Source organism: Gordonia sp. LMA484 (assembly GCF_058129505.1).
The window spans coordinates 2873815-2898848 of record NZ_CM176700.1 but is presented as its reverse complement, the minus strand read 5'-3'; the positions used below and the strand labels follow the sequence as shown (position 1 = coordinate 2898848).

Below are 25034 nucleotides of genomic sequence, written 5' to 3'. Positions count from 1 at the left end.
CGATGAGCGCGTTTCTAACGTAAACCGAGGTCGTAGCGGGCAGCCCGCTCGACCTCCAAGTGAGGAGAGCAGTGGCAGGCAAGGCCCGCGTGCATGAACTGGCCAAAGAACTCGGCGTCACGAGCAAGCAGGTGCTCGAACGGCTGAAGGAACAAGGCGAGTTCGTCAAATCAGCGTCGTCGACCGTCGAGGCCCCCGTGGCCCGTCGACTTCGCGAATCATTCCCCCAGAGTTCTTCGGGCGCCAAGTCGGCGCCCAAGCCCGGTGGGGCGGCACCCAAGCCGGGTGCGAACGGCTCCGCAGCGAACGGTTCGGGCGCCAAGCCCGGGCCCGCAGCCCGTCCGGGCCCCAAGCCCGGCGCTCCCGCACCCGGCCCGAAGCCGGCCGCGGCGAGTGCCCCGGCACCGACCCCGGCCCCGGCTCCGGCGCCCACACCGGCACCCGCGCCTGCACCGGAACAGCCCAAGGCCCCGGCGCCGCAGGCACCGAAGCCGGCCGCAGCGAGCGCGCAGGAAACGGGTTCGGCTCCGGCCACCCGCCCGGGTCCGCGGCCCGGTCCCAAGCCCGGTCCGCGCGCCCCGCGCGTCGGCAACAATCCGTATTCATCCGCGCCGGCACCCGCCCCGCGTCCGCAGGGCCCACGGCCCGGACCGGGCCAGGGTGGTCCCCGTCCCGGCGGCGGTCGTCCCGGGGCAACCGGGCGACCCGGTCAGGGCGGTGGACAGCGCCCGGGTCCCGGCCAGGGTGGGCCTCGGCCCAGCCCGGGCAGCATGCCCCCGCGTCCCAGCCCTGGTGCGATGCCCAGCCGTGCGGCCCGCCCCGATGCCGGTCGTCCCGGCCGTGGTGGTCCCGGCGGCGGCGGTAACCGCGGCGGTGGCGGCGGCGGTGGCGGCTATCGCGGTGGCGGTGGCGGTGCCCCCGCAGGTGGTGCTCCCGGCGGCTTCCGCGGTCGTCCCGGCGGCGGTGGCGGCGGTCGCGGTCGCGGCGGCGCTGCAGGTGCGTTCGGTCGTCCCGGCGGCGCGCCCCGCAAGGGCCGCAAGTCCAAGCGTCAGAAGCGTCAGGAATATGACTCGATGCAGGCTCCGGCCGTCGGTGGCGTTCGGCTGCCGCGCGGCAACGGCGAGACCATCCGTCTCGCCCGCGGTGCATCGCTGTCGGACTTCGCCGACAAGATCGACGCCAACCCGGCATCGTTGGTGCAGGCGTTGTTCAACCTCGGTGAGATGGTCACGGCCACCGAGTCGGTGAACGACGAGACGCTCGAACTGCTCGGTTCCGAGATGAACTACACCGTCCAGGTCGTCAGCCCGGAGGACGAGGACCGTGAGCTCCTGGAGAGCTTCGACCTCACCTACGGCGAGGACGAGGGCGGCGACGAGGATCTCGAACAGCGTCCTCCGGTGGTCACCGTCATGGGTCACGTCGACCACGGCAAGACCCGTCTGCTGGACACGATCCGCAAGGCCAACGTCCGTGAGGCGGAGGCCGGTGGCATCACCCAGCACATCGGTGCTTACCAGGTCGACACGCACCTCAACGGTGAAGATCGTCTGATCACCTTCATCGACACCCCCGGTCACGAGGCGTTCACCGCCATGCGTGCCCGCGGTGCCAAGGCCACCGACATCGCGATCCTTGTGGTCGCGGCCGACGACGGCGTCATGCCGCAGACGGTGGAGGCGGTCAACCACGCCCAGGCGGCCGACGTGCCGATCGTGGTCGCGGTGAACAAGATCGACAAGGAGGGCGCGGATCCGCAGAAGATCCGTGGCCAGCTGACCGAGTACGGACTGATCCCCGAGGAGTACGGCGGCGACAGCATGTTCGTCGACATCTCGGCCAAGCAGGGCGACAACATCGATGCGCTGCTCGAGGCCGTGCTGCTGACCGCGGACGCGTCGCTGGATCTGCGTGCGAACCCGGACATGGACGCCCAGGGCGTCGCGATCGAGGCCCATCTCGACCGCGGCCGTGGCCCGGTGGCCACCGTGCTGGTCCAGCGCGGAACGCTCAAGGTCGGCGACTCGATCGTCGCGGGCGACGCCTACGGTCGCGTCCGTCGCATGGTCGACGAGCACGGTGACGACGTCGCCGAGGCATTGCCGTCGCGTCCGGTGCAGGTCATCGGCTTCACGTCGGTGCCCGGCGCGGGCGACAACCTCCTCGTGGTCGAAGAGGACCGCACCGCCCGGCAGATCGCCGATCGGCGCAATGCGCGCAAGCGCAACGCGTTGGCGGCACGCAGCCGCAAGCGGATCAGCCTCGAGGACCTGGATTCGGCGCTCAAGGAGACCAGCCAGCTCAACCTCATCCTCAAGGGCGACAACTCGGGTACCGTCGAGGCCCTCGAGGAGGCGTTGCTGGGGATCGACATGGGCGACGAGGTCTCGCTGCGTGTGATCGACCGCGGTGTCGGTGGTGTCACCGAGACCAACGTCAACCTCGCTGCGGCGTCGGATGCGATCATCATCGGCTTCAATGTCCGCGCGGAGGGCAAGGCCACCGAGCTGGCCAACCGCGAGGGCGTCGACATCCGGTACTACTCGGTCATCTACCAGGCGATCGACGAGATCGAGAGCGCGCTCAAGGGCATGCTCAAGCCGATCTACGAAGAGGTCGAGCTCGGCCGCGCCGAGATCCGCGCCATCTTCAAGTCGTCGAAGGTCGGCAACATCGCCGGCTGTCTGGTCCAGTCAGGCATCATGCGTCGCAACGCCAAGGCCCGACTGCTCCGCGACAACGTGGTGGTCGCCGAGAATCTCACCATCTCGTCGCTGCGTCGCGAGAAGGATGACGCCACCGAGGTTCGCGACGGGTACGAATGTGGTCTGACACTCACCTACAGCGACATCAAGGTCGACGACATCATCGAGAGCTACGAGCTGCAGGAGAAGCCGCGCGACTGAGTTCGCACGCCAACACTGCCGATCTCCCTTCGGGGTCCGCGCGCCCAGCGCGCGCGGACCCCGGGGGGAGTAGTTTTCCCAGTGGAAAGGACCGACATGGTTGATTCGGCGAGGGCCGCCCGCATGGCGAAACGTATTTCCTCGATCGTCGCGTCCGCGATCGGCACGGAGATCAAGGATCCCCGGCTCGCATACGTCACCATCACCGACGCGCGGGTCACCAATGACCTGCACGACGCCACCGTGTTCTACACCGTGATGGGTGAGTCCATCGATGCCGAACCCGACTACGACGCTGCTGCCGCCGGCCTGTCCAAGGCCACCGGCATCCTGCGCTCCAAGGTCGGCGCCGGCACCGGTGTCCGCTTCACGCCGACACTGACCTTTGTGCTCGACACGGTGCCCGACGCCGCCCGCCACATGGAGGAACTCGTGGCGCGGGCGCGGGCCAGCGACGAATTGGTGGCCCGCCGAGCCGCGGAGGCGAAACCCGCCGGTGAGGCCGACCCGTATCGCACCAACGAGGACGACGAGCCCGGCGAGAGTGGACCCCAGGAGTGACCGCCTCCACGAGCACGGCGGTGGCCGAGGCACTGACCGGCGTGTCCGCCGTGACGATCCTCTGTCATGTCCGGCCCGATGCGGACACCATCGGCAGTGGTCTGGCCCTTGGCCTCGCGCTCGACCGGCTCGGTGTCGACGTGGAGGTGGCGTTCCCGGACACCGTCGAGCTACCGGCCACGCTCGGTGACCTACCGGGCAGCAAGTTGCTGGTCGCCGCCGGCGACCTCGTCGGACACCCGGTTGTGGTGTCGGTGGATGCCGCAGGTCTCAATCGTCTGGACGGACTCGCCCCGGTCTTCACCGCGGCGCAACGGTCGGTGACGATCGATCACCATGCCTCGAACGAGGGATTCGGGGATCTGGACCTCATCGACCCGTCCGCCGACTGCACGGCCGTCCTCGTTCTGTCGGTGCTCGACGACCTCGGCGTCGCGATCGACGACGACATCGCAACCTGCCTCTATGCCGGCCTGGTCACCGACACCGGGTCGTTCCGGTGGGCGCGGCCCGAATCGTTCCGGACCGCCGCCCGACTGCTCGATGCCGGTGTCGACGCCCGAGCGTGGAGTCGGGCGCTGCTCGACAGCCATCCATTCCAGTGGTTCGACGTGGTCGCCAAGGTGCTCGCGGGTGCCGAACTCGTCCCGGAGGCCTGCGACGGCGAAGGACTCGTCTATGCGGTCGTTCACCATGACCTGCTGTCCGGGATGAGCTGGGAGGAATCGGAGAGCATCGTCGACATCGTGCGGACGGCGAACGAGGCGGAGATCGCCGCGGTGTTCAAGGAGACCGATCCCCGGACGTGGACGGTGTCGCTGCGGTCCAAGCGCCGCGTCGATCTCGTCCCGATCGCTGCCACCCATGGCGGCGGAGGGCATCGGCATGCGTCGGGGTACAGCGACACCGGAACAGCGGCGGAGGTCGTCGCGCGACTCCTGCGGTCACTCTGAATCAGCCGCAGACCACCGAGCCGTCGGCGGCGAGTGGTCGTCGGATCGCGGTCCTGACCGTCTCGGCCCTCGCGGTGCTGATCGCGCCGCCGCTGTATCTCCTGCTCGATCTCGCCGTTGTCGGCCGCCTCGGTGGCCATCAGCTCGCCGCGCTCGGGGTGGCCACCCTGGTGCTGTCGGTGATCAGTACCCAACTCACCTTCCTCTCCTACGGGACCACGGCACGGTCGGCGCGGCGGTTCGGCGCCGGCGATCGCGCCGGTGCCATCTCCGAAGGGGTGCAGGCGAGCTGGATCGCCGTCGCGGTCGGGATCGTCCTGGTCGCGGTGATGTACCCGCTCGCTCCGGTCGTCATGCGTGTCCTGGTCGGGACGGGGTCGCCGGACGCGCAGCAGGTTGTCGACGACGCGACCGGCTGGCTGCGGATCGCCATGTTCGGTGTCCCGCTCATCCTGCTGTCGATGGCGGGCAACGGCTGGATGCGCGGTGTCCAGGACACCCGTCGGCCGGTCATCTACGTCATCGTCGGACTCTCGGTGGCCGCGGTGCTGGTGGTCGGACTCACCCACGGCGTCCTCGGGTTCCCGCGGCTCGGACTCCCCGGCAGCGCGTACGCGAACCTCGTCGGGCAGGGTCTCACCGGTGCATTGTTCGCCCTGCGCGGCATCCGCGAGGCCCGGCGGACGTCGATTCCCAGTCTCGCGCCGGACTGGTCGGTGATCGGCGCCCAGCTGGTGATGGCGCGCGACCTGGTACTGCGCAGCCTGTCGTTCCAGGTGTGCTTTCTGTCCGCGGCGGCCGTCGCGGCGCGCTTCGGGGTGTCCGCGGTCGCCGCGCATCAGGTCGTCCTGCAGCTGTGGGAGTTCATGTCGCTGTTCCTCGATTCCCTCGCGATCGCGGCGCAGGCGTTGGTCGGGGCGGCGTTGGGTGGGGGAGCCGTCGGCGCAGCGGTCGGCATCGCACGTCGGGTGACCGTGGTGTCGGTGATCGCCGCGTGCGCGATGGGCGGGGTGTTCGCGATCGGCGCGGGACTCATCCCACGCCTGTTCACCTCCGACCCGGACATCCTCGACGCCATCGTCGTCCCGTGGTGGTTCTTCGTGGGCATGCTGCCGATCGCCGGGGTGGTGTTCGCGCTCGACGGGGTGTTGCTCGGCAGCGGTGACGCCCGGTTCCTCCGCACCGCGACGTTGGCTGCGGCTCTGGGCGGGTTCTTGCCGCTGATCTGGCTGTCGCTGGTGTTCGACTGGGGTCTCGCCGGGATCTGGACGGGGCTGGTCGTCTTCATGATCGTGCGGCTGGCGGCCGTCGTCGGACGTGTGCGTTCCGGTCGCTGGCGGCGCACCGGCGTCGGGACCTGAGACCGGGGTGGGCGCCGACGACGCGGCGCCCTTGCCGCACCGACGGTCCCGGGCGGTCCGAGGTGACCGCCCCCACATCGTTAGGCTGTGGGCATGGCGACGTTGTGGGCAATCAGTGATCTCCATGTCGCACATCGGGGAAACGAGCACATCGTCGATCAGCTGCGGCCCCAGAGCAGCGACGACTGGCTGATCGTGGCGGGCGACGTCGCCGAGCGCACCGACGACATCATCGACACGTTGCGCCGCCTGCGTGCGCGATTCCACACGGTGGTCTGGGTGCCCGGCAACCACGAGCTGTACACCACCGCGAAGGATCCGCTGCAGATCTTCGGGGTGGCACGCTACGACTACCTCGTGCAGGCCTGCCGTGACCTCGGTGTGGTGACCCCGGAGGACATCTACCCGCTGTTCGACCCGGGCGACGGGTCGCGGCCGGTGCGTGTGGTGCCGATGTTCCTGCTGTATGACTACACATTCCGCCCCGAGGGCACGTCCACCATGCTGACCGCCCTCGCACTCGCGCGGGAGCGCAACGTGGTCGCCACCGACGAGTTCTTGCTGTCGCCCGAACCGTACCCGACCCGCGACGCCTGGGGACGTTCCCGGATCGACTCCACCCGTGCGCGCCTCGACGCACTGGACCCATCGGAACCGACTGTCCTGATCAATCACTGGCCGCTGCGTCGTGAACCCACCGATGCGTTGATGTACCCCGAGTTCGCACTCTGGTGTGGCAGCGAACTGACTGCCGACTGGCACACCCGGTATCACGCGGCGTGTTGTGTGTACGGCCACCTGCACATCCCGCGGACCACCTGGTACGACGGTGTCCGGTTCGAGGAGGTGTCGGTCGGCTATCCGCGCGAATGGAAGCGGCGTGGTCTCCCGGACCCGTTGCTGCGAGCCATCATTCCCGACCCCGGGCTCACCGAGGACGACCTGCCCGGACACGGCGCGCGGTTCGAGCTGCCGCCAGACTACGAGCGCCGGGCCGAGGAGTTCGCACGACGCATCGCCGAGCGTCGCGAACGACGCGCCTCGCGGACGGGCACACGACGACAGGGGGAAGACCGGCAGTGATCGAGCAACTCGTGCCGAGCGGTGTGGCCGCGGCCGAGGCTTTCGAGGACCCACCGGGAATCGAGCCGATGGCTGCCGAGCGCTCGCTCATCGAACGTGCGGTGGAGAAACGCCGTCGTGAGTTCACCACCGCACGTCACTGCGCCCGGGAAGCGATGGGGCAGTTGGGCATCGCACCGACTCCGATCATGCGTGGTGAACGTGGTATGCCGGTGTGGCCCGAGCGCGTGGTCGGCAGTCTGACCCACTGCGACGGGTACCGTGCGGCCGTCGTCGCCTATTCACTGCAGGTTCGGTCGCTCGGCATCGATGCCGAACCGCATGACCGGTTGCCGGATGGGGTGCTCGAGCACACCAGCATCGCGGAGGAACGCGAGGTGTTGGCGACGCGACCGTCGGGCCTGCACTGGGATCGGCTGCTGTTCTGTGCCAAGGAGGCCACCTACAAGGCGTGGTTCCCGATCACCCAGCGGTGGCTGGGCTTCGAGGATGCCCACATCACGTTCGAGCAGACCGACTCGCAGGGCGGCACGTTCACGTCGCGGATCCTGATCGACGGCTCGGCGATCGACGGTGGCCGACCCCTCACCGAGCTGAGTGGTCGATGGCTGATCGACCGCGGACTGATCACGACGACGATCGCGCTGGTCTGACATGGCAGACGCAACCATCGAGAACGCCGGGCTGGTCATCGTCGACAAAGATGCCGGGATGACGAGCCACGACGTCGTGTCGAAGTGCCGAAAGCTGTTCAACACGAGGCGGGTCGGGCATGCGGGCACGCTCGACCCGATGGCCACCGGCGTGTTGGTGATGGGGATCGAGCGAGCCACCAAACTGCTCGGGTTGCTGTCACTGACCACCAAGTCGTATGCCGCGACGATTCGCCTGGGTGCCGCCACCGACACCGACGACCGCGAGGGCGAGATCATCTCGCGGACCGACGCCGGCCATGTGGCCGACTCGGAGATCGTTGCGGGTGTGCACGCGTTGACCGGCGACATCGAGCAGGTCCCGGCGAAGGTGAGTGCCATCAAGGTCGACGGGCGCCGGGCGCACAGCCTCATGCGCACGGGGGCCGAGTTCGACCTGGCGTCACGTCCGGTCACCGTGTCGCGCTTCGAGATCCTCGCGATCCGGCGCGAGGACGACGGTTTCGTCGATGTGGACGTCGAGGTGGACTGTTCGGCCGGGACCTACATCCGGTCGCTGGCCCGCGACCTCGGCGCGGCGCTCGGCGTCGGCGGCCACCTGACGGCGCTGCGTCGGACCGCGGTCGGGCCGTTCACCTTGACACACGCACGGACGCTGGCGACGCTGACCGAGGGACCACAGCTGTCCCTGACCATCGACGAGGCGGCCAAGATCTCCTTCCCGCATCGCGACATCGACGCCGACGAGGCGGAGTCGATCAGCCAGGGGCGTTGGTTGACACCGGTGGGTCGCAAGGGGATCTACGTGGTGATCGATCCGTCCGGGCAGGCGATCGCGCTGGTCCAGGAGAAGGGGCGCCGCGCCAGCTCGGTGATGGTCGTCCGTCCCGCGACACTGCGCTGAGATGTCGGTGGCCGTCGACCTGACGGTGCGGGTGCCTCCCGGCCCGAAAACCGCCCTCGGCAGGCGCGCGGCCGGCGATATGCCGACTCCGGTGCTCTCCCGGGTGGTTTCGGGTGCGCGTCAGCTCTCCGACACGAGGAAGATCGCCCGGGCGGCGATGTCGCCGAGATCGATCCGGTCGTTACCGTCGACCGAGATCGAGATGGTGCCCGCGAACGGACGCTTCTCGACGACCCGCACGACCCGGTCGAGTGCCACCCCGACCTCGTCGAAATAGCGCAGCATCTCCGGATCATCATCGGAAATCCTTGCCACCGTGCCGCTTTCGTCGACGTCGAGATCGCACAAGAGCTTTGCGTCCGGACTGGGCACCGATCCGTCGATCGCCGGGATCGGGTCGCCGTGCGGATCGCGGCTCGGGAAACCGAGTTTCGCGTCCAGCCGTGACATCAGGCGGTCCGACACGGCATGTTCGAGGACCTCGGCCTCGTCGTGGACTTCATCCCACCCGTATCCGAGTTCGCGCACCAGGAACGTCTCCAGCAGCCGGTGCCGGCGGACCATCAGGACCGCGGCCGCCCGGCCCTCGTCGGTCAGGGTGACCGCGCCGTAGCGCTCATGGGCGACCAGACCTTGGTCGGCGAGCTTGCGAATCGCCTCGGACGCCGTCGATGCGGACACCCCGAGGCGTTCGGCGAGCATCTTCGTGGTGACCTTGACGTCGGCCCACTCCTGGAGTGTCCAGATGACTTTGAGGTAGTCCTGGGTGACGCTGGACAGCTCCGTGACGGGCCGGTCGGCGGCGGGTGCCGGGTCTGGGGCGCCGGATTCTGGCCTGCCGGAATTGGCCGCGCGGGACTGGGGCATTCCTCGAGCTTAGGACGTGGGTCTCGCCAGAGCGAGACGGCCGGCGGTGTGTGCGGGCGTTGGATGTGTGTTCAATCAGACTCGAGCTGTACGAAACGCGCTGTTCAACACGGGGACCGGAAGTGGTTTGTTCCGGAGCCGGGCCGTAGGCTGGTGCGCGTGTTGCGTTGGCGAGGTCTCGAGGACATCCCCGCGGACTGGGGTCGGTGTGTGGTCACGATCGGTGTGTTCGACGGGGTCCATCGTGGACATGCGCAGTTGATCCATGCCGCCACCGAGGCCGCCGCCGCGCGTGGCGTGCCCGCGGTACTGATGACTTTTGATCCCCATCCTGCCGAAGTCGTTCGGCCCGGGACGCATCCGCCGCAGCTGACCACGTTGACGCGTCGTGCCGAGCTCGCCGAGCAGCTGGGTATCGACGTCTTCTGCGTGATGCCGTTCACCCCGGAACTCGCCGCGCGCTCGCCGAAGGATTTCGCTCACGACATCCTCGTCGAGACATTGCATGCGGCCGATGTCGTCGTCGGCGACAATTTCACCTTCGGCAAGAAGGCGGCCGGTGATGTCGCCAAGCTCGCCGAGCTCGGCCGTCTGTTCGGCTTCGAGGTGCAGGCGATCTCGTTGTTCGGTGAGCACGCGGTGACGTTCTCCTCGACCTACATCCGTTCGTGCGTGGCATCCGGCGACGTCGAGCTGGCGGCCGAGGCGCTCGGTCGACCGCATCGCGTCGAAGGGGTCGTGGTCCGCGGCGACGGTCGTGGTCGAGAACTCGGCTTCCCGACCGCCAACGTGGCGCCCCCGATGTATGCGGCCATCCCGGCCGACGGTGTGTATGCGGCGTGGTTCACCGTCCTCGGGGCCGGGCCGGTCGTCGGCCAGGTGGTGCCGGGCGAGCGGTATCAGGCGGCGGTGTCGGTCGGGACCAACCCCACGTTCTCCGGGCGCACGCGCACCGTGGAGGCGTTTGTCCTCGACACGAGCGCCGACCTCTACGGCCAGCACGTGGCGGTCGACTTCGTCGGACGCATCCGTGGAATGGTCAACTATCCCGACGTCGCGGATCTGATCACCGCGATCTCCGATGACGTCGAGGAGACCCGGCGGCGTCTGGCTGCGGCCGAGCAGGGGTGAGCAGCGGGCGAGCGTCGATTTGGGTGGGACGATCTGCGCTGGTAGATTGGACCGCTGGCGTTGCTGCGGTCCGCGGTGGCGCGCCAACCGTCCGGGCATCTGGGTAGATGCGGGCGGACTCGAGACGAGCGCGGGACTGAGAAACAGGAGTATCTCCATGGCTTTGACTGCCACCCAGAAGAAGGAAATCCTCACCGAGTACGGGCTGCACGAGACCGACACCGGTTCGCCCGAGGCGCAGGTCGCACTGCTCACCAAGCGCATCACCGACCTCACCGAGCACCTCAAGGAGCACAAGCACGATCACCACAGCCGTCGTGGACTGCTGCTGCTGGTCGGCCGTCGCCGTCGTCTGCTCAAGTACGTCGCGAAGGTCGACATCAACCGCTACCGCTCGCTGATCGAGCGCCTCGGTCTGCGTCGCTGATCGCGTCAACCGACTTCTCGGCCGTCCCCGCCACCGGCGGGGACGGCCGTGTCGTTTCTGCAGGCCAATCTGCAATGATAGGCTGACCAGTGATCGTTGCCGTGAAAGTCCTGCTGGACGTGACGAACGAGCAGATCGGTCCTCGGTAGTGGCCGCCGGAACCCGGCGATAGCAGGTTCCGGCCGCTTCGATCGAAGGCCGTCTGCGCACGACTCGGCGCGCATCTCGCGATCGCGCGCCCCGCACGACCGGCATTTCTCTCATGGCTCCGTTCCGGGTCGGTTCCTGCTCCCAGGCGCCGCCGCACTGTGTGGTGCGTGCCGCTGCGAGCCGATCCGCATTTGAGAACCCCAGCCGCCGGGACCCGGTGGGCTGACACGAAGGGACTTTGACAACCACATGACAGATGTGACCACCCCCGATATCGACTCGGACGTCGATTTCGACGACACCATCACCGAGGCGACCGCCGTCATCGACAACGGCAGCTTCGGTACCCGCACCATCCGATTCGAGACCGGGCGCCTCGCGCTGCAGGCCGCCGGATCGGTGACCGCGTACCTCGACGACGAGAACATGCTGCTCTCGACCACGGCGGCGTCCAAGGCGCCCAAGGAGCACTTCGACTTCTTCCCGCTGACCGTCGACGTCGAGGAGCGGATGTACGCCGCGGGCCGGATCCCGGGTTCGTTCTTCCGTCGCGAAGGTCGCCCGTCGACCGACGCGATCCTGACCTGCCGGCTGATCGACCGTCCGCTGCGCCCGTCGTTCGTCGACGGCCTGCGCAACGAGATCCAGGTCGTCGTCACCGTCATGTCGCTCAATCCGAACGACCTCTATGACGTCGTGGCGATCAACGCGGCATCGGCATCCACCCAGCTCGCCGGCCTGCCGTTCTCCGGCCCCGTCGGCGGCGTGCGCGTCGCGCTGATCCCGACCGAGGAGAACAAGGCCGGCCAGTGGGTGGCGTTCCCGACCGTCGAGCAGCTCGAAGGTGCCGTCTTCGACATGGTCGTCGCCGGACGCGTTGTCTCCGGTGAAGGCGATTCGGCCGACGTCGCGATCATGATGGTCGAGGCCGAGGCGACCGAGAACGTCATCGACATCATCGCCGGCGGCGCCCAGGCGCCGACCGAGACGATCGTCGCCGAGGGACTCGAGGCCGCCAAGCCGTTCATCGCGCGCCTGTGCGAGGCGCAGAAGTCGCTCGCCGAGGCCGCCGCGAAGGAGACCGGAGAGTTCCCGCTGTTCCCGCCGTACGAGAGCGACGTCTACGACGCCGTGTCCGGCGCCGCGACCGAACGCTTGAGCCAGATCCTCACGATCCCCGGCAAGCAGGAGCGCGACGAGAAGACCGACGAGCTCAAGGCCGACATCCTCGCCCAGCTCGGTGCGCAGTTCGAAGGCCGGGAGAAGGAGATCGGCGGCGCCTACCGCTCGCTGACCAAGAAGCTCGTCCGTCAGCGGATCCTGACCGACCATTTCCGCATCGACGGCCGCGGCATCACCGATATCCGGTCGCTCTCGGCCGAGGTCGCCGTGATTCCTCGGGCGCACGGAAGCGCGCTGTTCGAGCGTGGCGAGACCCAGATCCTGGGTGTCACCACTCTCGACATGGTCAAGATGGCCCAGCAGATCGACTCGCTCGGGCCCGAGACCAGCAAGCGCTACATGCACCACTACAACTTCCCGCCGTATTCGACCGGTGAGACGGGCCGTGTGGGCTCCCCGAAGCGTCGCGAGATCGGTCACGGTGCACTCGCCGAGCGTGCCCTGATGCCGGTGCTGCCGAGCGTCGAGGAGTTCCCGTACGCCATCCGTCAGGTCTCGGAGGCGCTGGGCTCCAACGGTTCCACCTCGATGGGTTCGGTGTGTGCCTCGACCATGTCGTTGCTCAACGCCGGTGTGCCGCTCAAGGCGCCGGTCGCGGGTATCGCGATGGGCCTGGTGTCCGACACCGTCGACGGCGAGACCCGGTACGTGGCGCTGACCGACATCCTCGGTGCCGAGGATGCGTTCGGCGACATGGACTTCAAGGTCGCCGGCACGAAGGACTTCGTCACCGCGCTGCAGCTCGACACCAAGCTCGACGGCATTCCGTCCCAGGTGCTGGCCGGTGCGCTGAGCCAGGCCAAGGACGCGCGGATGACCATTCTCGACGTGATGGCCGAGGCCATCGACGAGCCGGACGAGATGAGCCCGTACGCCCCGCGCGTGACCGCCATCAAGGTGCCCGTGGACAAGATCGGTGAGGTCATCGGCCCGAAGGGCAAGACCATCAACTCGATCACCGAGGAGACGGGCGCGAACATCTCCATCGAGGACGACGGCACGGTGTTCGTCGGCGCCACCGACGGGCCGTCGGCCCAGGCGGCGATCGACCGGATCAACGCCATCGCGAACCCGCAGCTGCCCAAGGTCGGCGAGCGGTTCCTCGGCACCGTGGTCAAGACCACCGCATTCGGTGCGTTCGTCTCGCTGCTCCCCGGTCGCGACGGCCTGGTCCACATCTCCAAGCTCGGTAAGGGCAAGCGGATCAACAAGGTCGAAGACGTCGTGAACGTCGGCAGCAAGCTGCGCGTCGAGATCGCCGACATCGACGATCGCGGCAAGATCAGCCTGGTGCCCGTCGACGAGGACACCGCTCCCGCCGACGACAAGGCCGAGGCCGCCACCGCCGACGCCTGATCGATCCAGCGACATCACGGCCCGCCACCCACACCCGGGTGGCGGGCCGTGTGCGTGTCGGGTGGATAGGCTGGTCGCGATCGACGTCCATCGAGCGGAGGAATGACGAGCGTGTCGGAGTCCGAACGGAGAGTCCCCGCCGACAAGCTCACCGTTGCGCGACGTCGGGAGCACGGTGGTGTGGCCGGAGGCACCGTTGACGACCTGGTGGTGACCGAACCCGTCGTCGGTTCGCCGACGATGACGGTGCGCGAGGCGGCGGCGCTGATGACGCAACGGCGACAGGACTACGTGCTGATCCCGTTGCGTGAGCACGGGTACGGAATGCTGACCGATGCCGACATCCGGGCGCGCGTCGTCGCGGCCGGGCGTGGGATCGACACCCCGGTGGGCGATCTGGTGACCGAGCCGGTCCCGGTCGTGTACCGGGACACCGCAGCGGTCGACGCCCTGACCGAGTTGCTCGATCGCGAGCTCACCGCGATGCCGGTCGTGGACCCCGCCGGCCGGGTGGTCGGTGTCGTTGCCGCGGCCGATTTCGTCGCCGCGCCGTCCGGACCGGGCATGTCCCTGCGCGGACAGGTGTCACGTGCCGCCAACGTCGACGATCTCCAGACGCGGGCCCGGCGCGTCCCGTATCTGATGGCCGACCTGCTCCGCCGCGGACAGCCCGTTCACGAGATCACCGCGGTGGCATCACTGATCCATGACGCCGTCGTCCGCCGGGCGCTCGTGCTCGTCCTCGATCGACATCCGGATCTCGACCCCGATGCGGTGACCTGGCTGTCGCTGGGCAGCAACGCCCGTCGGGAACCGGTGCTCACCTCCGACATGGACTCCGCGGTCTCCTTCGACGATGGAGTCGGTGATGACCGGGTTCCGCTGTACCGCGCTGCCTTCGCCGAGGTCGACGAGATCCTGCGTGGTGCCGGGATGGCGATCGACGAGAACGGTGCGATCGCGTCGAAGCCGTTGTTCGCGCGGACCCATGCCCAGTGGCGTGCGGCGGCGCGGAGTTGGATCGAGTCGCCGCTGGAGAACAAGGGCATGATCTTCACCTCCCTGTTGCTCGACGGACGTCCGATCTGGGGCGATCAGGGGCTGTCCGCGGTCGGGGAGGTGTTCGCCGACCTGCGATCCAATCCCGGCACTATGGGATTGCTGCTCGCGGAGGCGTTGTCCTACAAGGCGCGTTTCCGTTCGATGCGAGACGTCCTGGCTCGGCGGGGCGACACGTTCGACATCAAATCGCACGCCCTCACACCCTTGATCAATATCGCCCGCTGGGCGGCACTGTCTGTCGAGTCCACCGAGCTGGACACGCGATCGCGCCTGGCTGCCGCCCAGGGCAGTCCGATGCTGCCCGGGGATCAGGCGGCCGGCCTGATCGAGGTGTTCGACGTGCTGCAGCGGGTCCGGCTCGGCTACCAGGTCGCGCAGTTCGACCGCGGCGAGCCGGTGACGGACCTGCTGGACATGAAGAGGCTGTCCCCGTTGGACCGCAGCCTGCTCGCGCAGGCGGTTCGGGAGATCGCCGGCGTCCAGCGCCGGATGACGAACATGAGCCAATACCTGCCGGTCGCCGAGTAGACGAGCGGATTCGATCACATGTGCCTCATCCTGTTCGCCTGGAACGCCCATCCCGATCTCGGCCTCGTCGTGGCCGCGAACCGCGACGAGTACCACCGCCGCAAGACACGTGCACTGGCGCGCTGGTCGGATGTGCCCATCATCGCCGGGCGCGACGCGCTCGCCGGTGGGACGTGGATGGGTGTCAGCGCCGACGACCCCACGCGTGTCGCGATGGTGACCAACGTCCGAGCCGGCAAACCGGCCCCGCCCGGACCGCACTCACGCGGCGAACTACCGACCCAATTTCTTTCCGGCACCGACACTCCCGAGCGGTTCGCGCGGTGGGTGGCCGCACAGGGCGACCGGTATCAGCCGGTGAATCTGCTCGTGGCCGACCGGCACGAACTCTGGTGGGTGACCAACCATCCACGACCGCATGCCGAACGGGTCAGCGACGGTGTCCACGGGCTGTCCAACGGCCTTCTGGACAACGAGTGGCCGAAGGTGGCCGACGGACGGCGCAGGATGGCGGACCTGGTAGCGCAGGATCTCGGTACGCCGTCGGTCGAGCCGTATCTGGATCTGCTGTCGGACCGGCACCGGCCTCCGGATGAGCAATTACCGGACACCGGTGTCGGACTCGACCGTGAGCGCGATCTGTCGCCGATGTTCATCGACATGCGTGGTTACGGCACGCGGGCCTCGACGGTACTCAGAGTCGGCCGAGACGGCCACGGCGACATCACGGAGCGACGCTTCACCTGGCGGGGTCGTCGGCGTGGGACCACGACGATCCGGTTCTGAGATCCGGTCGCAGGTGGACTCTCTCGTGTCGCACGTGGTCTCGATACACGTCTCGCCTAGCGGCTTGACGCTACTCGACCAGCGGAAACGCCTCGCAGGTGTGAAGTCCTGCCGGTTGCAGAGTCGCGGGCGCGCACTCCCGCTGGTCGAGTCGTCGCGAGCCGCCAGGCGAGCGGCGTATCGAGACCTCGGGATAAGGCCTGCGGCTAGGCCACGGGCGATGCCGCTACCGGGATGTCGAGTGCCGCACCGACCTCGGGTGTGAACAATTCGCCCGCGTGGGTGCTCAGGCCTGCGGCCAGAGAGGCATCGTCCCGGCACGCCTGCTCCCAGCCCTTGTCGGCAAGCCGCAGCACGTAGGGGAGCGTCGCCCCGGTGAGTGCGAGGGTTGAGGTGCGGGCGACGGTACCCGGCATGTTGGCGACGCAGTAGAAGACGGTGTCGTGCACCGTGAAGGTGGGATCGTCGTGCGTGGTGGGACGCGAGTCCTCGAAGCATCCGCCCTGGTCGATGGCGATGTCCACCAACACGGCGCCCGGCTTCATCTGCGCGACAAGGCTGTTGGGGACCAGGACCGGCGCCTTGGCACCCGGCACCAGGACGGCACCGATCACGAGGTCGGCCTCGCGGACGGCCTCGGCCAGAGCGAGCGCGGTGCTGTACCGGGTGTGGACCCGGCCCGCGAAGCGGGCGTCGATGGCACGCAGTTTGCTGATGTCGAGGTCGAACACGGTGACCTGTGCACCCATGCCGACGGCGATGGTGGCCGCGTTGACGCCGCTGACCCCACCGCCGATCACGACGACGTTCGCCGGTTCGGTACCCGGGACACCGCCCATGAGAACCCCGCGACCACCCTCGGACCGCATCAGGTGGTACGCGCCGACCTGCGGTGCGAGCCGACCGGCGACCTCGCTCATCGGTGCGAGCAGGGGTAGGGAGCCGTCGGCGGCGCGGACGGTCTCGTAGGCGATCGACGTGGTCTCGGACTCCAGCAAGGCCTCGGTGCACGGCCGGCTGGCCGCCAGGTGCAGGTAGGTGAACAGGGTCTGACCCTCGCGCAGCAGCGGGTACTCGGATGCGATGGGTTCCTTGACCTTCAGAAGCAGATCGGCCTGCTCCCACACCTGCTCCGCGGTCGACAGGATCTGTGCGCCCGCCTCTTTGTACTCGTTGTCATGGATGGACGAACCCTCGCCGGCCCCCGCCTGGATCACGACCTCGTGGCCGCGATTGTGCAGTTCGGCGACCCCGGCCGGGGTGATGGCGACGCGGTACTCGTTGTTCTTGATCTCGGTGGGGATTCCGACGCGCATGACGGCTCTCCTGTGTGGTCGTGGGGCGCGGGCGTGTGTGATTTCAGCGTGAAGGAACATCGGAAATCACACAACATCTGTGCAGATAATTCTCTAGAATAGGCCTTTCTCGAAGATTGATCAGCGTGTGGAGGTTTGATGGCCGTTCAACCGAAGGATGTTCGGGCAGCCGACCAGCTGCTGGACGACACCGACCGGACACTGCTGCGCCTACTGCAGACCGATGCCCGGATGCCCAACAGCGAATTGGCGACCCGCGCCGGGATCGCGGCGTCCACCTGCCACGGCCGGGTGCGTCGTCTCATCGACCTCGGCGTGATCCGCGGCTTTTTCGCCGACGTCGATCCGGCGTCGGTGGGCCGTCCGTTGCGGGCCATGGTGGCGGTCAGCCTGCAGGCCGACGCCCGCGGCGAGATCCGGCACTTCGTCGGCGAGATCGAACGTCACGACGAGGTCATCGACGTCTTCTTCCTGGCCGGTACCGACGACTATCTGCTTCACGTGGCCACCGCCGACACCGAGGCGCTGCGTCAGTTCGTGGAGATGCTCAACGCCCGGCGTGAGGTGGCCGGCACGACCACCTCACTCGTGTTCGAGCATCGCCGAGGTGGTGCGCCGATCTTCTGAACATCGACGCGCCATAGAATCGGCTCGACCACTGCTACGCGAACGAAGGGACTTCTCACGATGTCAGGCGATCTCCGGGTCGGAGTGCTAGGCAGTGGAGGCAAGGTGGGACAGGCCATCGTCGCCGCCGTCGAGGCCGCCGACGACCTCACCTACACGGTCGGCGTCGACAAGGGCGACCCGCTCGAATCCTTCACCGAATCGAACACCGCGGTGGTCGTCGACTTCACTCATCCGAGCGTGGTGATGGACAACCTGAAGTTCCTCATCCACAACGGCATCAATGCCGTCGTCGGCACCACCGGCTTCACCGACGAGCGATTGGACCAGGTGCGGGGTTGGCTTGCCGACAATCCTGGCGTTGGCGTGCTCATCGCACCGAACTTCGCGATCGGGGCGGTTCTGTCGATGCGTTTCGCCGCGCAGGCCGCACGCTTCTATGACTCGGTCGAGGTCATCGAGCTGCACCATCCACACAAGGCCGACGCGCCGTCGGGTACCGCGTACCGGACCGCGGCGCTGATCGCGCAGGCACGTGCGGACGCCGGCGTGGGCCCGAGCCCCGACGCGACGACCGACGAGCTCGACGGTGCGCGGGGAGCCGAGGTCGACGGCGTGCGCGTGCATTCGGTGCGCCTGGCCGGACTCGTCGCACACCAGGAGGTCATCCTCGGCACCGAGGGGGAGACCCTGACCATCCGGCACGACTCGCTCGACCGCACGTCCTTCGCGCCGGGCGTGCTGCTCGGGGTTCGGGAGATCGGCGGACGTCCGGGTCTGACGGTCGGTCTCGAACAGTTGATGGACCTCTGAGCCGGCGACGAACCCGCACCGACATGGCCGACCCGCAAAAACGTGACCCCCAGAAACGTGACCCACAGAAACGTGACCCACAGAAACGTGACGCCCGCCCGATCGTCTGGATGATCGGCTTCCTGGTGGTCGCGCTCATCGTGTACTTCGTCATCCTGGGCGAACGCGGCGTCGACCTGATCTCGTCGGGCACCGTGGCGGGTATCGGGATCGGTGTCGGTGTGCTGATCCTGCCGGTCATCGGCGCATGGCTGATCTTCGCGACGCTGCGCGCCGGCCTCGAGCATCAGCGGCTGGCCCGGATCATGGCGGAAGAGGGTCGCGAGCTCGATGTGTCCGACCTGCCGCGTCGACCGTCCGGGCGGATCGAACGCGATGCCGCCGACGAGCTGTTCGCGCAGGTCAAGGCCGAGTGGGAAGCCGATCCGTCCGATTGGCACAACACCTACCGGATCGCCCGGGCCTACGACTACGCCGGGGACCGAAGCCGGGCCCGCCAGATGATGAAACGTGCGGTCGCGCAGTACAAGGGGGACGAGTGAGCACCCTGCTGGTCATCCACCACACGCCCTCACCCCACTGTCAGGAGATGTTCGAGGCGGTGATCTCCGGCGCGACCGATCCGGAGATCGAGGGGGTCGAGGTCGTACGGCGCGCGGCGCTGTCGGTGACGGCGACCGACATGCTGGCCGCCGACGGCTATCTGCTGGGTACGCCCGCCAACCTCGGTTACATCAGCGGCGCCCTCAAACACGCCTTCGACAGCACGTACTACCAGATCCTCGACTCGACCCAAGGTCGTCCGTTCGGGCTGTACCTGCACGGGAACCAGGGGACCGAGGGAGCGGCCAAGGCCGTGGATGCGATCACCACCGGCCTGGGCTGGGTGAAGGCGGCCGAGTACGTGGTGGTGTCAGGAGCGCCGACCAAGGAGGACCGTGAAGCCTGCTGGGAGTTGGGCGCGACCGTTGCGGCCCAGCTGATGGAGTAGTCGGGTTCGAGGTCGGTCCGGTCGCACGCCCGCACGGACGTGTGCGGTCCGCGCGTGTCGGTGAGGCTGGCGCGGGTCGGACGGGCTCGCGCGGGTGGTTGAGCGCCCGCGCAAGCACGCTGGACCCGCGGCCACAAGCACGACCCGCGTGCGCGGACCGGCAGACCGGGCGGCGATGCGCGGCGCTGCTGCCGACGGCCTCTAGACTGACACCGTGACCACGGCCATCCGAGACATCACACCTGCGGGCGACATCCCGACGCCCTACGAGGATCTGCTGCGGTTGGTTCTCGAGTCGGGAACGCCCAAGTCCGATCGCACCGGCACGGGGACCCGCAGTCTGTTCGGTCATCAGCTGCGCTACGACCTCGCTGAGGGTTTCCCGCTGATCACCACCAAGAAGGTGCACCTCAAGTCGATCGTCTACGAGTTGCTGTGGTTCCTGCGGGGTGACTCGAATGTGCGCTGGTTGCAGGAGCGCGGGGTGACCATCTGGGATGAGTGGGCCGACGCCGACGGCGACCTCGGTCCGGTCTACGGGGTTCAGTGGCGCAGTTGGCCGACCCCGTCGGGGGATCACATCGACCAGATCTCGGCCGCCCTCGACCTCCTGAAGTCCAATCCCGACTCGCGCCGCAACATCGTCTCCGCCTGGAACGTCGGCGAGATCCCGCAGATGGCGCTGCCGCCGTGTCACGCGTTCTTCCAGTTCTATGTGGCCGACGGCAGACTCTCGTGCCAGCTCTACCAGCGCAGCGCCGACCTCTTTCTCGGTGTCCCGTTCAACATCGCGTCCTACGCGCTGCTGACCCACATGATGGCCCAGCAGGCCGACCTCGAGGTCGGCGAGTTCGTCTGGACCGGCGGTGACTGCCACATCTACGACAATCACGTGGAGCAGGTCCGCCGCCAACTGTCGCGTGAGCCGTATCCCTACCCGAAACTCGAACTGCGGCATCGTGATTCGATCTATGACTACGAGTTCGACGACATCGCTGTTCTCGACTACCGATCGCACCCGGGGATCAAGGCCCCGGTCGCAGTCTGATGGCCACCACCGTCACACTCGTCTGGGCGCAGGATCGCGTCGGGGCGATCGGGCGCGCCAACACGATTCCGTGGCATGTGCCCGAGGACATGCGGCGATTCCGGGAGTTGACCGGCGGCGGCCCGGTCGTGATGGGGCGTCGAACGTGGGAGTCGCTGCCGCCGCGGTTCCGACCGTTGCCGGGGCGTCGCAACGTCGTGGTCAGCCGTTCGGGTGCCTTTGTCGCCGACGGCGCCGAGGTCGTCCACACCGTCGAGGAGGCACTCGATCTGATCGACGGGCCGGTCGCGGTCATCGGCGGCGGCCAGATCTACGAGATGGCGATCGGGTTGGCCACCCACCTGCGCATCACCGAGATCGACATGCTGGTCGACGCCGCTGATGCCTTCGCCCCGGAGATCGACCCCTATGCGTGGGATGCCGCGGATATGGGGGACTGGCAGACGTCCTCGACCGGTATCCGGTACCGGTTCGTCGACTACGTGCGGCACGCCCTCGTTCGCGGATGAGTCGCGACCTCTCGGCCACGCAGGCTCGGCGGATCGCCCTCGCTGCACAGGGATTCACCGACAAACCGCCGGCCGCAGCACCCACCACGACGCATCTGCGCCGGGTCGTCGGGCGCACCGGACTACTGCAGATGGACTCGGTGAACATTGTCGTGCGGGCACACTACATGCCGATGTTCAGTCGCGTCGGACCCTACGACCGTGACCTTCTCGAACGTGCCGCGTGGCGACCCCGGCGCGGCAACCGGCTCCTCGTCGAGTACTGGGCGCATGAGGCCGCCCTGATACCCATCGACGACTGGCCGCTGTTCGGTTGGCGTAGAGACGAATTCAGAGACGGGCGATACCGCTACACGCGCGACGTCATGCGACGCAGCCGAGACCTGGCACGCGACGTCCACGACGTCATTCTCGACGCCGGGCCGAGCACACCGAAACAGATCGAGGATCGGCTCGGCATCGAACGTCCCGCCGGGGTGCCCGGCGGATGGTGGCATCGCGGTGAGGTCAAGCATGTGTGCGAGGCCATGTTCGCCGCCGGTGACCTGTCCGCCGTGCGGAACGGGAATTTCGTCCGGCACTACGATCTCGCCGAACGGGTCATCGGTAAGGACATCGCGGGGCGGCAACTCGACAAGGTCGACGCCCACCGCGAGCTGACGGCGCGGGCGGCAAGGTCATTGGGAGTGGCGACGCTCGCCGACCTCGCCGACTACTACCGGATGAAGACGGCGGACGTTCGGCCCGCGGTCGACGCTCTGGTCGAGGCCGGTGCGTTGACACCGGCGACCGTCGAAGGATGGCGCGACCAGGCCTACCTCGATGCCCAGGCGGTCGTGCCACGAAAGGTGGATCGCACCGCGATCCTCTCGCCGTTCGATCCGTTGGTGTTCTACCGGCCGCGCGCCGAACGGCTCTTCGACTTCCACTACCGGATCGAGATCTACGTACCCGAGCACAAGCGGGTCCACGGCTACTACGTGCTGCCCTACCTGATGGGCGACGACATCGCCGGCCGCGTCGACCTCAAGGCGGACCGCAAGTCCGGGGCGCTTCTGGTCCTGGGTGCCTACGTCGAGGAGGGGCGATCCACAGTGGCTGTTGCCGAACGACTCTCGGCCGATCTGCGGGAGATGGCGAAGTGGCTGGGCCTCGACCGGGTCGAGGTCGGTGACCGTGGCGATCTCGCCGCCGCACTGGGCGGCGAGATCGGCTCGGGGTGACCGCTCAGGCGATGCGTACGACCATCTTGCCGGTGTTCTCGCCACGCATCAGGCCGAGGAACGCGTCGACCGCATTGTCGATGCCGTCCACCACGGTCTCGTCGTGCACCACATCGCCGGCGGCAAACCACTGACTCATCGTCTCGGTGAACTCGCCGAGCTTGTCGAAGTGACGGCCGATGGTGAACCCGGTCAGCGTCAGGCCGCGGGTGATGATGTTCGCCATGTTCCGCGGCCCCGGCGTGGGGGTCGTGCTGTTGTACTGCGCGATCGCACCGCACAGGGCCGCCCGTCCGCCGTCGTTGAAGGAGTCGAGTGCCGCCTCGAGATGATCGCCGCCGACGTTGTCGAAGTAGACGTCGATCCCGTCCGGTGCGGCCTCGCGCAGCTGTTTGCGAACCGACGGTTCGTCCTTGTAGTTGAAGGCCGTGTCGTAACCGTAGCGGTCGGTGAGCAGGGCGACCTTCTTGGCCGAGCCGGCTGAACCGATGACCCGCTTGGCGCCCTTGAGGCGGGCGATCTGACCGGCTGCGGTACCGACCGCGCCTGCGGCGCCCGAGATGAAGACGGTGTCACCCGGCCGCATCCCGGCGATGGTCAACAGCCCGACGTACGCGGTCAGGCCGGTCATGCCGAGCATGCCCAGATAGACCGACGTCGAAACGCCCGCGGGTGGCTCCGGGAGAGTACGGAAACCGCCGGCGTCCTCCTGCACCACATCACGCCAGCCGTACTGGTGGGTCACCAGGGCTCCGACCGGGAGGCTGTCGACGGTGGTCTCGACGACCCGACCGACGGCACCGCCGGTCATGGTCTCGTCGAGTACGAACGGCGGTATGTAGCTGCGGGCGTCGACCATCCGACCGCGCATGTAGGGGTCCACCGAGATGAACTCGTTGACCACACGGACCTGGCCGGGCTCGAGTTCGCCGTACTCGACCTCGACCGTGCGGAAGTCCTCGGAGCTGGGCCAGCCGGTCGGCCGGTTCACGAGCTGGATCTGGGTGCTGGTCTGAGACATCACTGCCTTTCGGGTCGATCGGTCAGTATTTTGAACTGATCGTTACACAATACGGCTATACTCGACCACGACACAACCAACGAGGCCACGCACGGAGGTGAGCATGGGTCGCAGACCGGGGTACGACACCGCCGAGGTCGTCGCCGCTGCGCGGAATCTCTTCTGGAAGAGGGGTTTCGACGCGGTATCGGTGGCCGATGTGGAACAGGCCACCGGATTGTCCCGGTCCAGCCTCTACAACGCGTTCGGGAGCATGCGAGGTCTGTTCGATGTCGCGGTACAGGACTATCTCGACATCGTCGTCCGTCCACGCCTGCGCCCCTTTCGGGCCGACGCGGTGGCTCCCGAAGCGCTCGGCGACTATCTCACCGGCCTCGCGCACGCGATGTCTGTCCTGGGTGACGAGGGTGGTGAGCCGACCGGATGCCTGCTCGTCGGGACCGCGGCCACCTCGCTCGGCGACGACCGCGCGGTCCGGGATGTGATCGCCGCCTATCACGCCGAACTGATCGAGGCGCTCACCGCCGGTGTCCGGGCACGATTCCCGGAGGCCGACGGCGAGGCGGTGGCCGCACGTTCGTCGTCGATTGCCGGCGCTGTCATCGCCGCGATGACGCTGGCCCGGGTGAACATCGCAGAGGCGCTCCGCCTGCTTGACGTGACCGCGGCCGCTGTCGCCGTCGACGGGTGTTGACGCCGGTCAACCCAGCGACGCGGCCGCCTCGTCGGGATGACATGCTCGTGTGCGACACGCGAAGGCGGACGTATCCGACAGGAGGCTGAGATGGCGGTTTCGTATCAGGACAAGGACTACCGCTTGGTGATGTTCGATCTCGACGACACCCTGGCGCCGTCCAAGAGCCCGATGGCCGACGACATGCTCGCTCTCATGCGCCGCATGCTCGACCGCAGCCTGGGCTGCATCATCTCCGGAGGCCGGTTCGAGCAGTTCGACACTCAGGTTCTCGCGCGGCTCGGGGAGTTCGACGCCATCGGAAACCTGCATCTGATGCCCACGTGCGGCACCCAGTACGTGCGATGGTCGGGCAGCGAGTGGGAGACCGTCTACGCCGAATACCTGACCGACGAGGAGAAGAAGCGCACCCTCGAGGTCCTCGAAACAGGTGCGAAGGAACTCGGCTTGTGGGAGGCGAAGACCTGGGGCCCGATCCTGGAGGACCGGGGCAGCCAGATCACCTTCAGTGCGCTCGGCCAGTCGGCGCCGGTCGACGCGAAGGCGGCCTGGGATCCGGATGGCGCGAAGAAGGAGGCCCTGCGCGCGTACGGTGCCGAACGCCTGCCTGATCTCGAGGTGCGCAGCGGTGGTTCCACATCCGTCGACGTGACCAGGAAGGGCATCGACAAGGCATACGGCGCCCGGAAGCTGATGGACATCCTCGGGCTCGGCGTCGACGACATCCTCTTCTTCGGCGACCGGCTCGACGAGGGCGGCAACGACCGTCCGGTGAAGGATCTCGGCATCGAGTCGATCGCCGTCGACGGGTGGAAGGACACTTACGCGAAGTTGTCGGCGATCGTCGACGGCTGACCACCCGCTTCGGTGACGGGGGACCGG

The 25034-nt window shown here is 67.8% G+C and carries 24 protein-coding genes; 21 read left to right on the top strand and 3 right to left on the bottom strand.

Going from position 1 to position 25034, the window contains the following annotated elements; all coding sequences use genetic code 11:
* Positions 1–71: 71 nt before the first annotated feature.
* The 7 genes from infB (at position 72) to truB (ending at position 8421) form a co-directional block, all read left to right on the top strand.
* On the top strand, positions 72–2906 hold the full coding sequence (gene infB, locus AC4AMJ_RS12745; RefSeq protein WP_489894668.1) for a translation initiation factor IF-2: 2835 nt from the start codon (positions 72–74) through the stop codon (positions 2904–2906).
* A 96-nt stretch (positions 2907–3002) separates the two neighbouring features.
* Entirely contained in the window at positions 3003–3467 is a 465-nt protein-coding gene (gene rbfA, locus AC4AMJ_RS12740; protein ID WP_489894670.1) for a 30S ribosome-binding factor RbfA, read from the top strand.
* Complete coding sequence (locus AC4AMJ_RS12735) at positions 3464–4420, top strand: DHH family phosphoesterase (RefSeq protein WP_489918207.1); 957 nt, start codon at positions 3464–3466, stop codon at positions 4418–4420. Before rbfA ends, AC4AMJ_RS12735 begins: the two co-directional genes overlap by 4 nt.
* Positions 4417–5781, top strand: a complete 1365-nt coding sequence (locus AC4AMJ_RS12730; RefSeq protein ID WP_489918422.1) for an MATE family efflux transporter — start codon at positions 4417–4419, stop codon at positions 5779–5781. Before AC4AMJ_RS12735 ends, AC4AMJ_RS12730 begins: the two co-directional genes overlap by 4 nt.
* A 93-nt stretch (positions 5782–5874) precedes the next feature.
* The gene (locus AC4AMJ_RS12725) at positions 5875–6864 is read left to right on the top strand and encodes a metallophosphoesterase family protein (RefSeq protein WP_489918206.1); all 990 of its coding nucleotides are present in this window, start codon (positions 5875–5877) and stop codon (positions 6862–6864) included.
* The gene (locus tag AC4AMJ_RS12720) at positions 6861–7517 is read left to right on the top strand and encodes a 4'-phosphopantetheinyl transferase family protein (protein WP_489918205.1); all 657 of its coding nucleotides are present in this window, start codon (positions 6861–6863) and stop codon (positions 7515–7517) included. The genes AC4AMJ_RS12725 and AC4AMJ_RS12720 overlap by 4 nt, the downstream gene beginning before the upstream one ends.
* Position 7518: 1 nt before the next feature.
* On the top strand, positions 7519–8421 hold the full coding sequence (truB, locus tag AC4AMJ_RS12715; RefSeq protein ID WP_489894678.1) for a tRNA pseudouridine(55) synthase TruB: 903 nt from the start codon (positions 7519–7521) through the stop codon (positions 8419–8421).
* A 120-nt stretch (positions 8422–8541) separates the two neighbouring features.
* Here the strand turns inward: truB and AC4AMJ_RS12710 are convergent, their stop codons facing one another.
* A complete protein-coding gene (locus AC4AMJ_RS12710) occupies positions 8542–9288 on the bottom strand; it encodes a metal-dependent transcriptional regulator (RefSeq protein WP_489918204.1) in 747 nt (248 codons plus the stop codon).
* Between the two features lie 159 nt (positions 9289–9447).
* Here AC4AMJ_RS12710 and AC4AMJ_RS12705 point away from each other — a divergent pair, with 159 nt between their 5' ends.
* The 5 genes from AC4AMJ_RS12705 to AC4AMJ_RS12685 all read left to right on the top strand — a co-directional run bounded on the left by AC4AMJ_RS12705 (position 9448) and on the right by AC4AMJ_RS12685 (position 15910).
* Positions 9448–10419: a bifunctional riboflavin kinase/FAD synthetase gene (locus tag AC4AMJ_RS12705; protein ID WP_489894682.1), complete on the top strand. Its 972-nt coding sequence runs from the start codon at positions 9448–9450 to the stop codon at positions 10417–10419.
* A gap of 157 nt (positions 10420–10576) precedes the next feature.
* Positions 10577–10846: a 30S ribosomal protein S15 gene (gene rpsO / locus AC4AMJ_RS12700; protein ID WP_489894684.1), complete on the top strand. Its 270-nt coding sequence runs from the start codon at positions 10577–10579 to the stop codon at positions 10844–10846.
* Between the two features lie 399 nt (positions 10847–11245).
* Complete coding sequence (locus AC4AMJ_RS12695; RefSeq protein ID WP_489894686.1) at positions 11246–13534, top strand: polyribonucleotide nucleotidyltransferase; 2289 nt, start codon at positions 11246–11248, stop codon at positions 13532–13534.
* A 102-nt stretch (positions 13535–13636) separates the two neighbouring features.
* Positions 13637–15124: a putative nucleotidyltransferase substrate binding domain-containing protein gene (locus AC4AMJ_RS12690; protein ID WP_489894688.1), complete on the top strand. Its 1488-nt coding sequence runs from the start codon at positions 13637–13639 to the stop codon at positions 15122–15124.
* Between the two features lie 18 nt (positions 15125–15142).
* Positions 15143–15910, top strand: a complete 768-nt coding sequence (locus tag AC4AMJ_RS12685) for an NRDE family protein (RefSeq protein WP_489918203.1) — start codon at positions 15143–15145, stop codon at positions 15908–15910.
* A gap of 206 nt (positions 15911–16116) precedes the next feature.
* Here the strand turns inward: AC4AMJ_RS12685 and ald are convergent, their stop codons facing one another.
* The gene (gene ald / locus AC4AMJ_RS12680; protein WP_489918202.1) at positions 16117–17226 is read right to left on the bottom strand and encodes an alanine dehydrogenase; all 1110 of its coding nucleotides are present in this window, start codon (positions 17224–17226) and stop codon (positions 16117–16119) included.
* A 138-nt stretch (positions 17227–17364) separates the two neighbouring features.
* On the opposite strand from ald, the gene AC4AMJ_RS12675 reads away from it, so the two are divergent.
* The 7 genes from AC4AMJ_RS12675 to AC4AMJ_RS12645 all read left to right on the top strand — a co-directional run bounded on the left by AC4AMJ_RS12675 (position 17365) and on the right by AC4AMJ_RS12645 (position 22437).
* Positions 17365–17853, top strand: a complete 489-nt coding sequence (locus tag AC4AMJ_RS12675; protein WP_489894694.1) for an Lrp/AsnC family transcriptional regulator — start codon at positions 17365–17367, stop codon at positions 17851–17853.
* A 60-nt stretch (positions 17854–17913) separates the two neighbouring features.
* Entirely contained in the window at positions 17914–18666 is a 753-nt protein-coding gene (dapB, locus tag AC4AMJ_RS12670) for a 4-hydroxy-tetrahydrodipicolinate reductase (RefSeq protein WP_489894696.1), read from the top strand.
* 23 nt (positions 18667–18689) lie between these two features.
* On the top strand, positions 18690–19208 hold the full coding sequence (locus tag AC4AMJ_RS12665; RefSeq protein WP_489918201.1) for a hypothetical protein: 519 nt from the start codon (positions 18690–18692) through the stop codon (positions 19206–19208).
* Between the two features lie 47 nt (positions 19209–19255).
* Positions 19256–19657 carry a flavodoxin family protein gene (locus AC4AMJ_RS12660; protein ID WP_489900850.1) on the top strand — a complete coding sequence of 134 codons (402 nt, stop codon included), beginning with the start codon at positions 19256–19258 and terminating at the stop codon, positions 19655–19657.
* Between the two features lie 214 nt (positions 19658–19871).
* Positions 19872–20705, top strand: a complete 834-nt coding sequence (locus AC4AMJ_RS12655; protein WP_489918200.1) for a thymidylate synthase — start codon at positions 19872–19874, stop codon at positions 20703–20705.
* Complete coding sequence (locus tag AC4AMJ_RS12650) at positions 20705–21214, top strand: dihydrofolate reductase (RefSeq protein ID WP_489894702.1); 510 nt, start codon at positions 20705–20707, stop codon at positions 21212–21214. Before AC4AMJ_RS12655 ends, AC4AMJ_RS12650 begins: the two co-directional genes overlap by 1 nt.
* The gene (locus AC4AMJ_RS12645) at positions 21211–22437 is read left to right on the top strand and encodes a winged helix-turn-helix domain-containing protein (RefSeq protein ID WP_489918199.1); all 1227 of its coding nucleotides are present in this window, start codon (positions 21211–21213) and stop codon (positions 22435–22437) included. The genes AC4AMJ_RS12650 and AC4AMJ_RS12645 overlap by 4 nt, the downstream gene beginning before the upstream one ends.
* A gap of 4 nt (positions 22438–22441) precedes the next feature.
* Here the strand turns inward: AC4AMJ_RS12645 and AC4AMJ_RS12640 are convergent, their stop codons facing one another.
* Entirely contained in the window at positions 22442–23458 is a 1017-nt protein-coding gene (locus AC4AMJ_RS12640; protein ID WP_489918198.1) for an NADP-dependent oxidoreductase, read from the bottom strand.
* 103 nt (positions 23459–23561) lie between these two features.
* Between AC4AMJ_RS12640 and AC4AMJ_RS12635 the strand changes: the two genes are divergently transcribed.
* Both AC4AMJ_RS12635 and AC4AMJ_RS12630 read left to right on the top strand, forming a co-directional pair.
* A complete protein-coding gene (locus AC4AMJ_RS12635; RefSeq protein WP_489894708.1) occupies positions 23562–24152 on the top strand; it encodes a TetR/AcrR family transcriptional regulator in 591 nt (196 codons plus the stop codon).
* Positions 24153–24242: 90 nt separating this feature from the next.
* Complete coding sequence (locus AC4AMJ_RS12630) at positions 24243–25007, top strand: HAD-IIB family hydrolase (RefSeq protein ID WP_489918197.1); 765 nt, start codon at positions 24243–24245, stop codon at positions 25005–25007.
* Positions 25008–25034 lie beyond the last annotated feature (27 nt).

What these genes read in the sequence shown, in the direction of transcription:
- rbfA (WP_489894670.1), top strand. Translation starts at nt 3,003, where the DNA reads ATGGTTGATTCGGCGAGGGCCGCCCGCATGGCGAAACGTATTTCCTCG.
- AC4AMJ_RS12725 (WP_489918206.1), top strand. Translation starts at nt 5,875, where the DNA reads ATGGCGACGTTGTGGGCAATCAGTGATCTCCATGTCGCACATCGGGGA.
- truB (WP_489894678.1), top strand. Translation starts at nt 7,519, where the DNA reads ATGGCAGACGCAACCATCGAGAACGCCGGGCTGGTCATCGTCGACAAA.
- AC4AMJ_RS12710 (WP_489918204.1), bottom strand. Translation starts at nt 9,288, where the DNA reads ATGCCCCAGTCCCGCGCGGCCAATTCCGGCAGGCCAGAATCCGGCGCC.
- rpsO (WP_489894684.1), top strand. Translation starts at nt 10,577, where the DNA reads ATGGCTTTGACTGCCACCCAGAAGAAGGAAATCCTCACCGAGTACGGG.
- AC4AMJ_RS12695 (WP_489894686.1), top strand. Translation starts at nt 11,246, where the DNA reads ATGACAGATGTGACCACCCCCGATATCGACTCGGACGTCGATTTCGAC.
- AC4AMJ_RS12690 (WP_489894688.1), top strand. Translation starts at nt 13,637, where the DNA reads ATGACGAGCGTGTCGGAGTCCGAACGGAGAGTCCCCGCCGACAAGCTC.
- AC4AMJ_RS12685 (WP_489918203.1), top strand. Translation starts at nt 15,143, where the DNA reads ATGTGCCTCATCCTGTTCGCCTGGAACGCCCATCCCGATCTCGGCCTC.
- ald (WP_489918202.1), bottom strand. Translation starts at nt 17,226, where the DNA reads ATGCGCGTCGGAATCCCCACCGAGATCAAGAACAACGAGTACCGCGTC.
- AC4AMJ_RS12675 (WP_489894694.1), top strand. Translation starts at nt 17,365, where the DNA reads ATGGCCGTTCAACCGAAGGATGTTCGGGCAGCCGACCAGCTGCTGGAC.
- dapB (WP_489894696.1), top strand. Translation starts at nt 17,914, where the DNA reads ATGTCAGGCGATCTCCGGGTCGGAGTGCTAGGCAGTGGAGGCAAGGTG.
- AC4AMJ_RS12665 (WP_489918201.1), top strand. Translation starts at nt 18,690, where the DNA reads ATGGCCGACCCGCAAAAACGTGACCCCCAGAAACGTGACCCACAGAAA.
- AC4AMJ_RS12660 (WP_489900850.1), top strand. Translation starts at nt 19,256, where the DNA reads ATGTTCGAGGCGGTGATCTCCGGCGCGACCGATCCGGAGATCGAGGGG.
- AC4AMJ_RS12650 (WP_489894702.1), top strand. Translation starts at nt 20,705, where the DNA reads ATGGCCACCACCGTCACACTCGTCTGGGCGCAGGATCGCGTCGGGGCG.
- AC4AMJ_RS12645 (WP_489918199.1), top strand. Translation starts at nt 21,211, where the DNA reads ATGAGTCGCGACCTCTCGGCCACGCAGGCTCGGCGGATCGCCCTCGCT.
- AC4AMJ_RS12640 (WP_489918198.1), bottom strand. Translation starts at nt 23,458, where the DNA reads ATGTCTCAGACCAGCACCCAGATCCAGCTCGTGAACCGGCCGACCGGC.
- AC4AMJ_RS12635 (WP_489894708.1), top strand. Translation starts at nt 23,562, where the DNA reads ATGGGTCGCAGACCGGGGTACGACACCGCCGAGGTCGTCGCCGCTGCG.
- AC4AMJ_RS12630 (WP_489918197.1), top strand. Translation starts at nt 24,243, where the DNA reads ATGGCGGTTTCGTATCAGGACAAGGACTACCGCTTGGTGATGTTCGAT.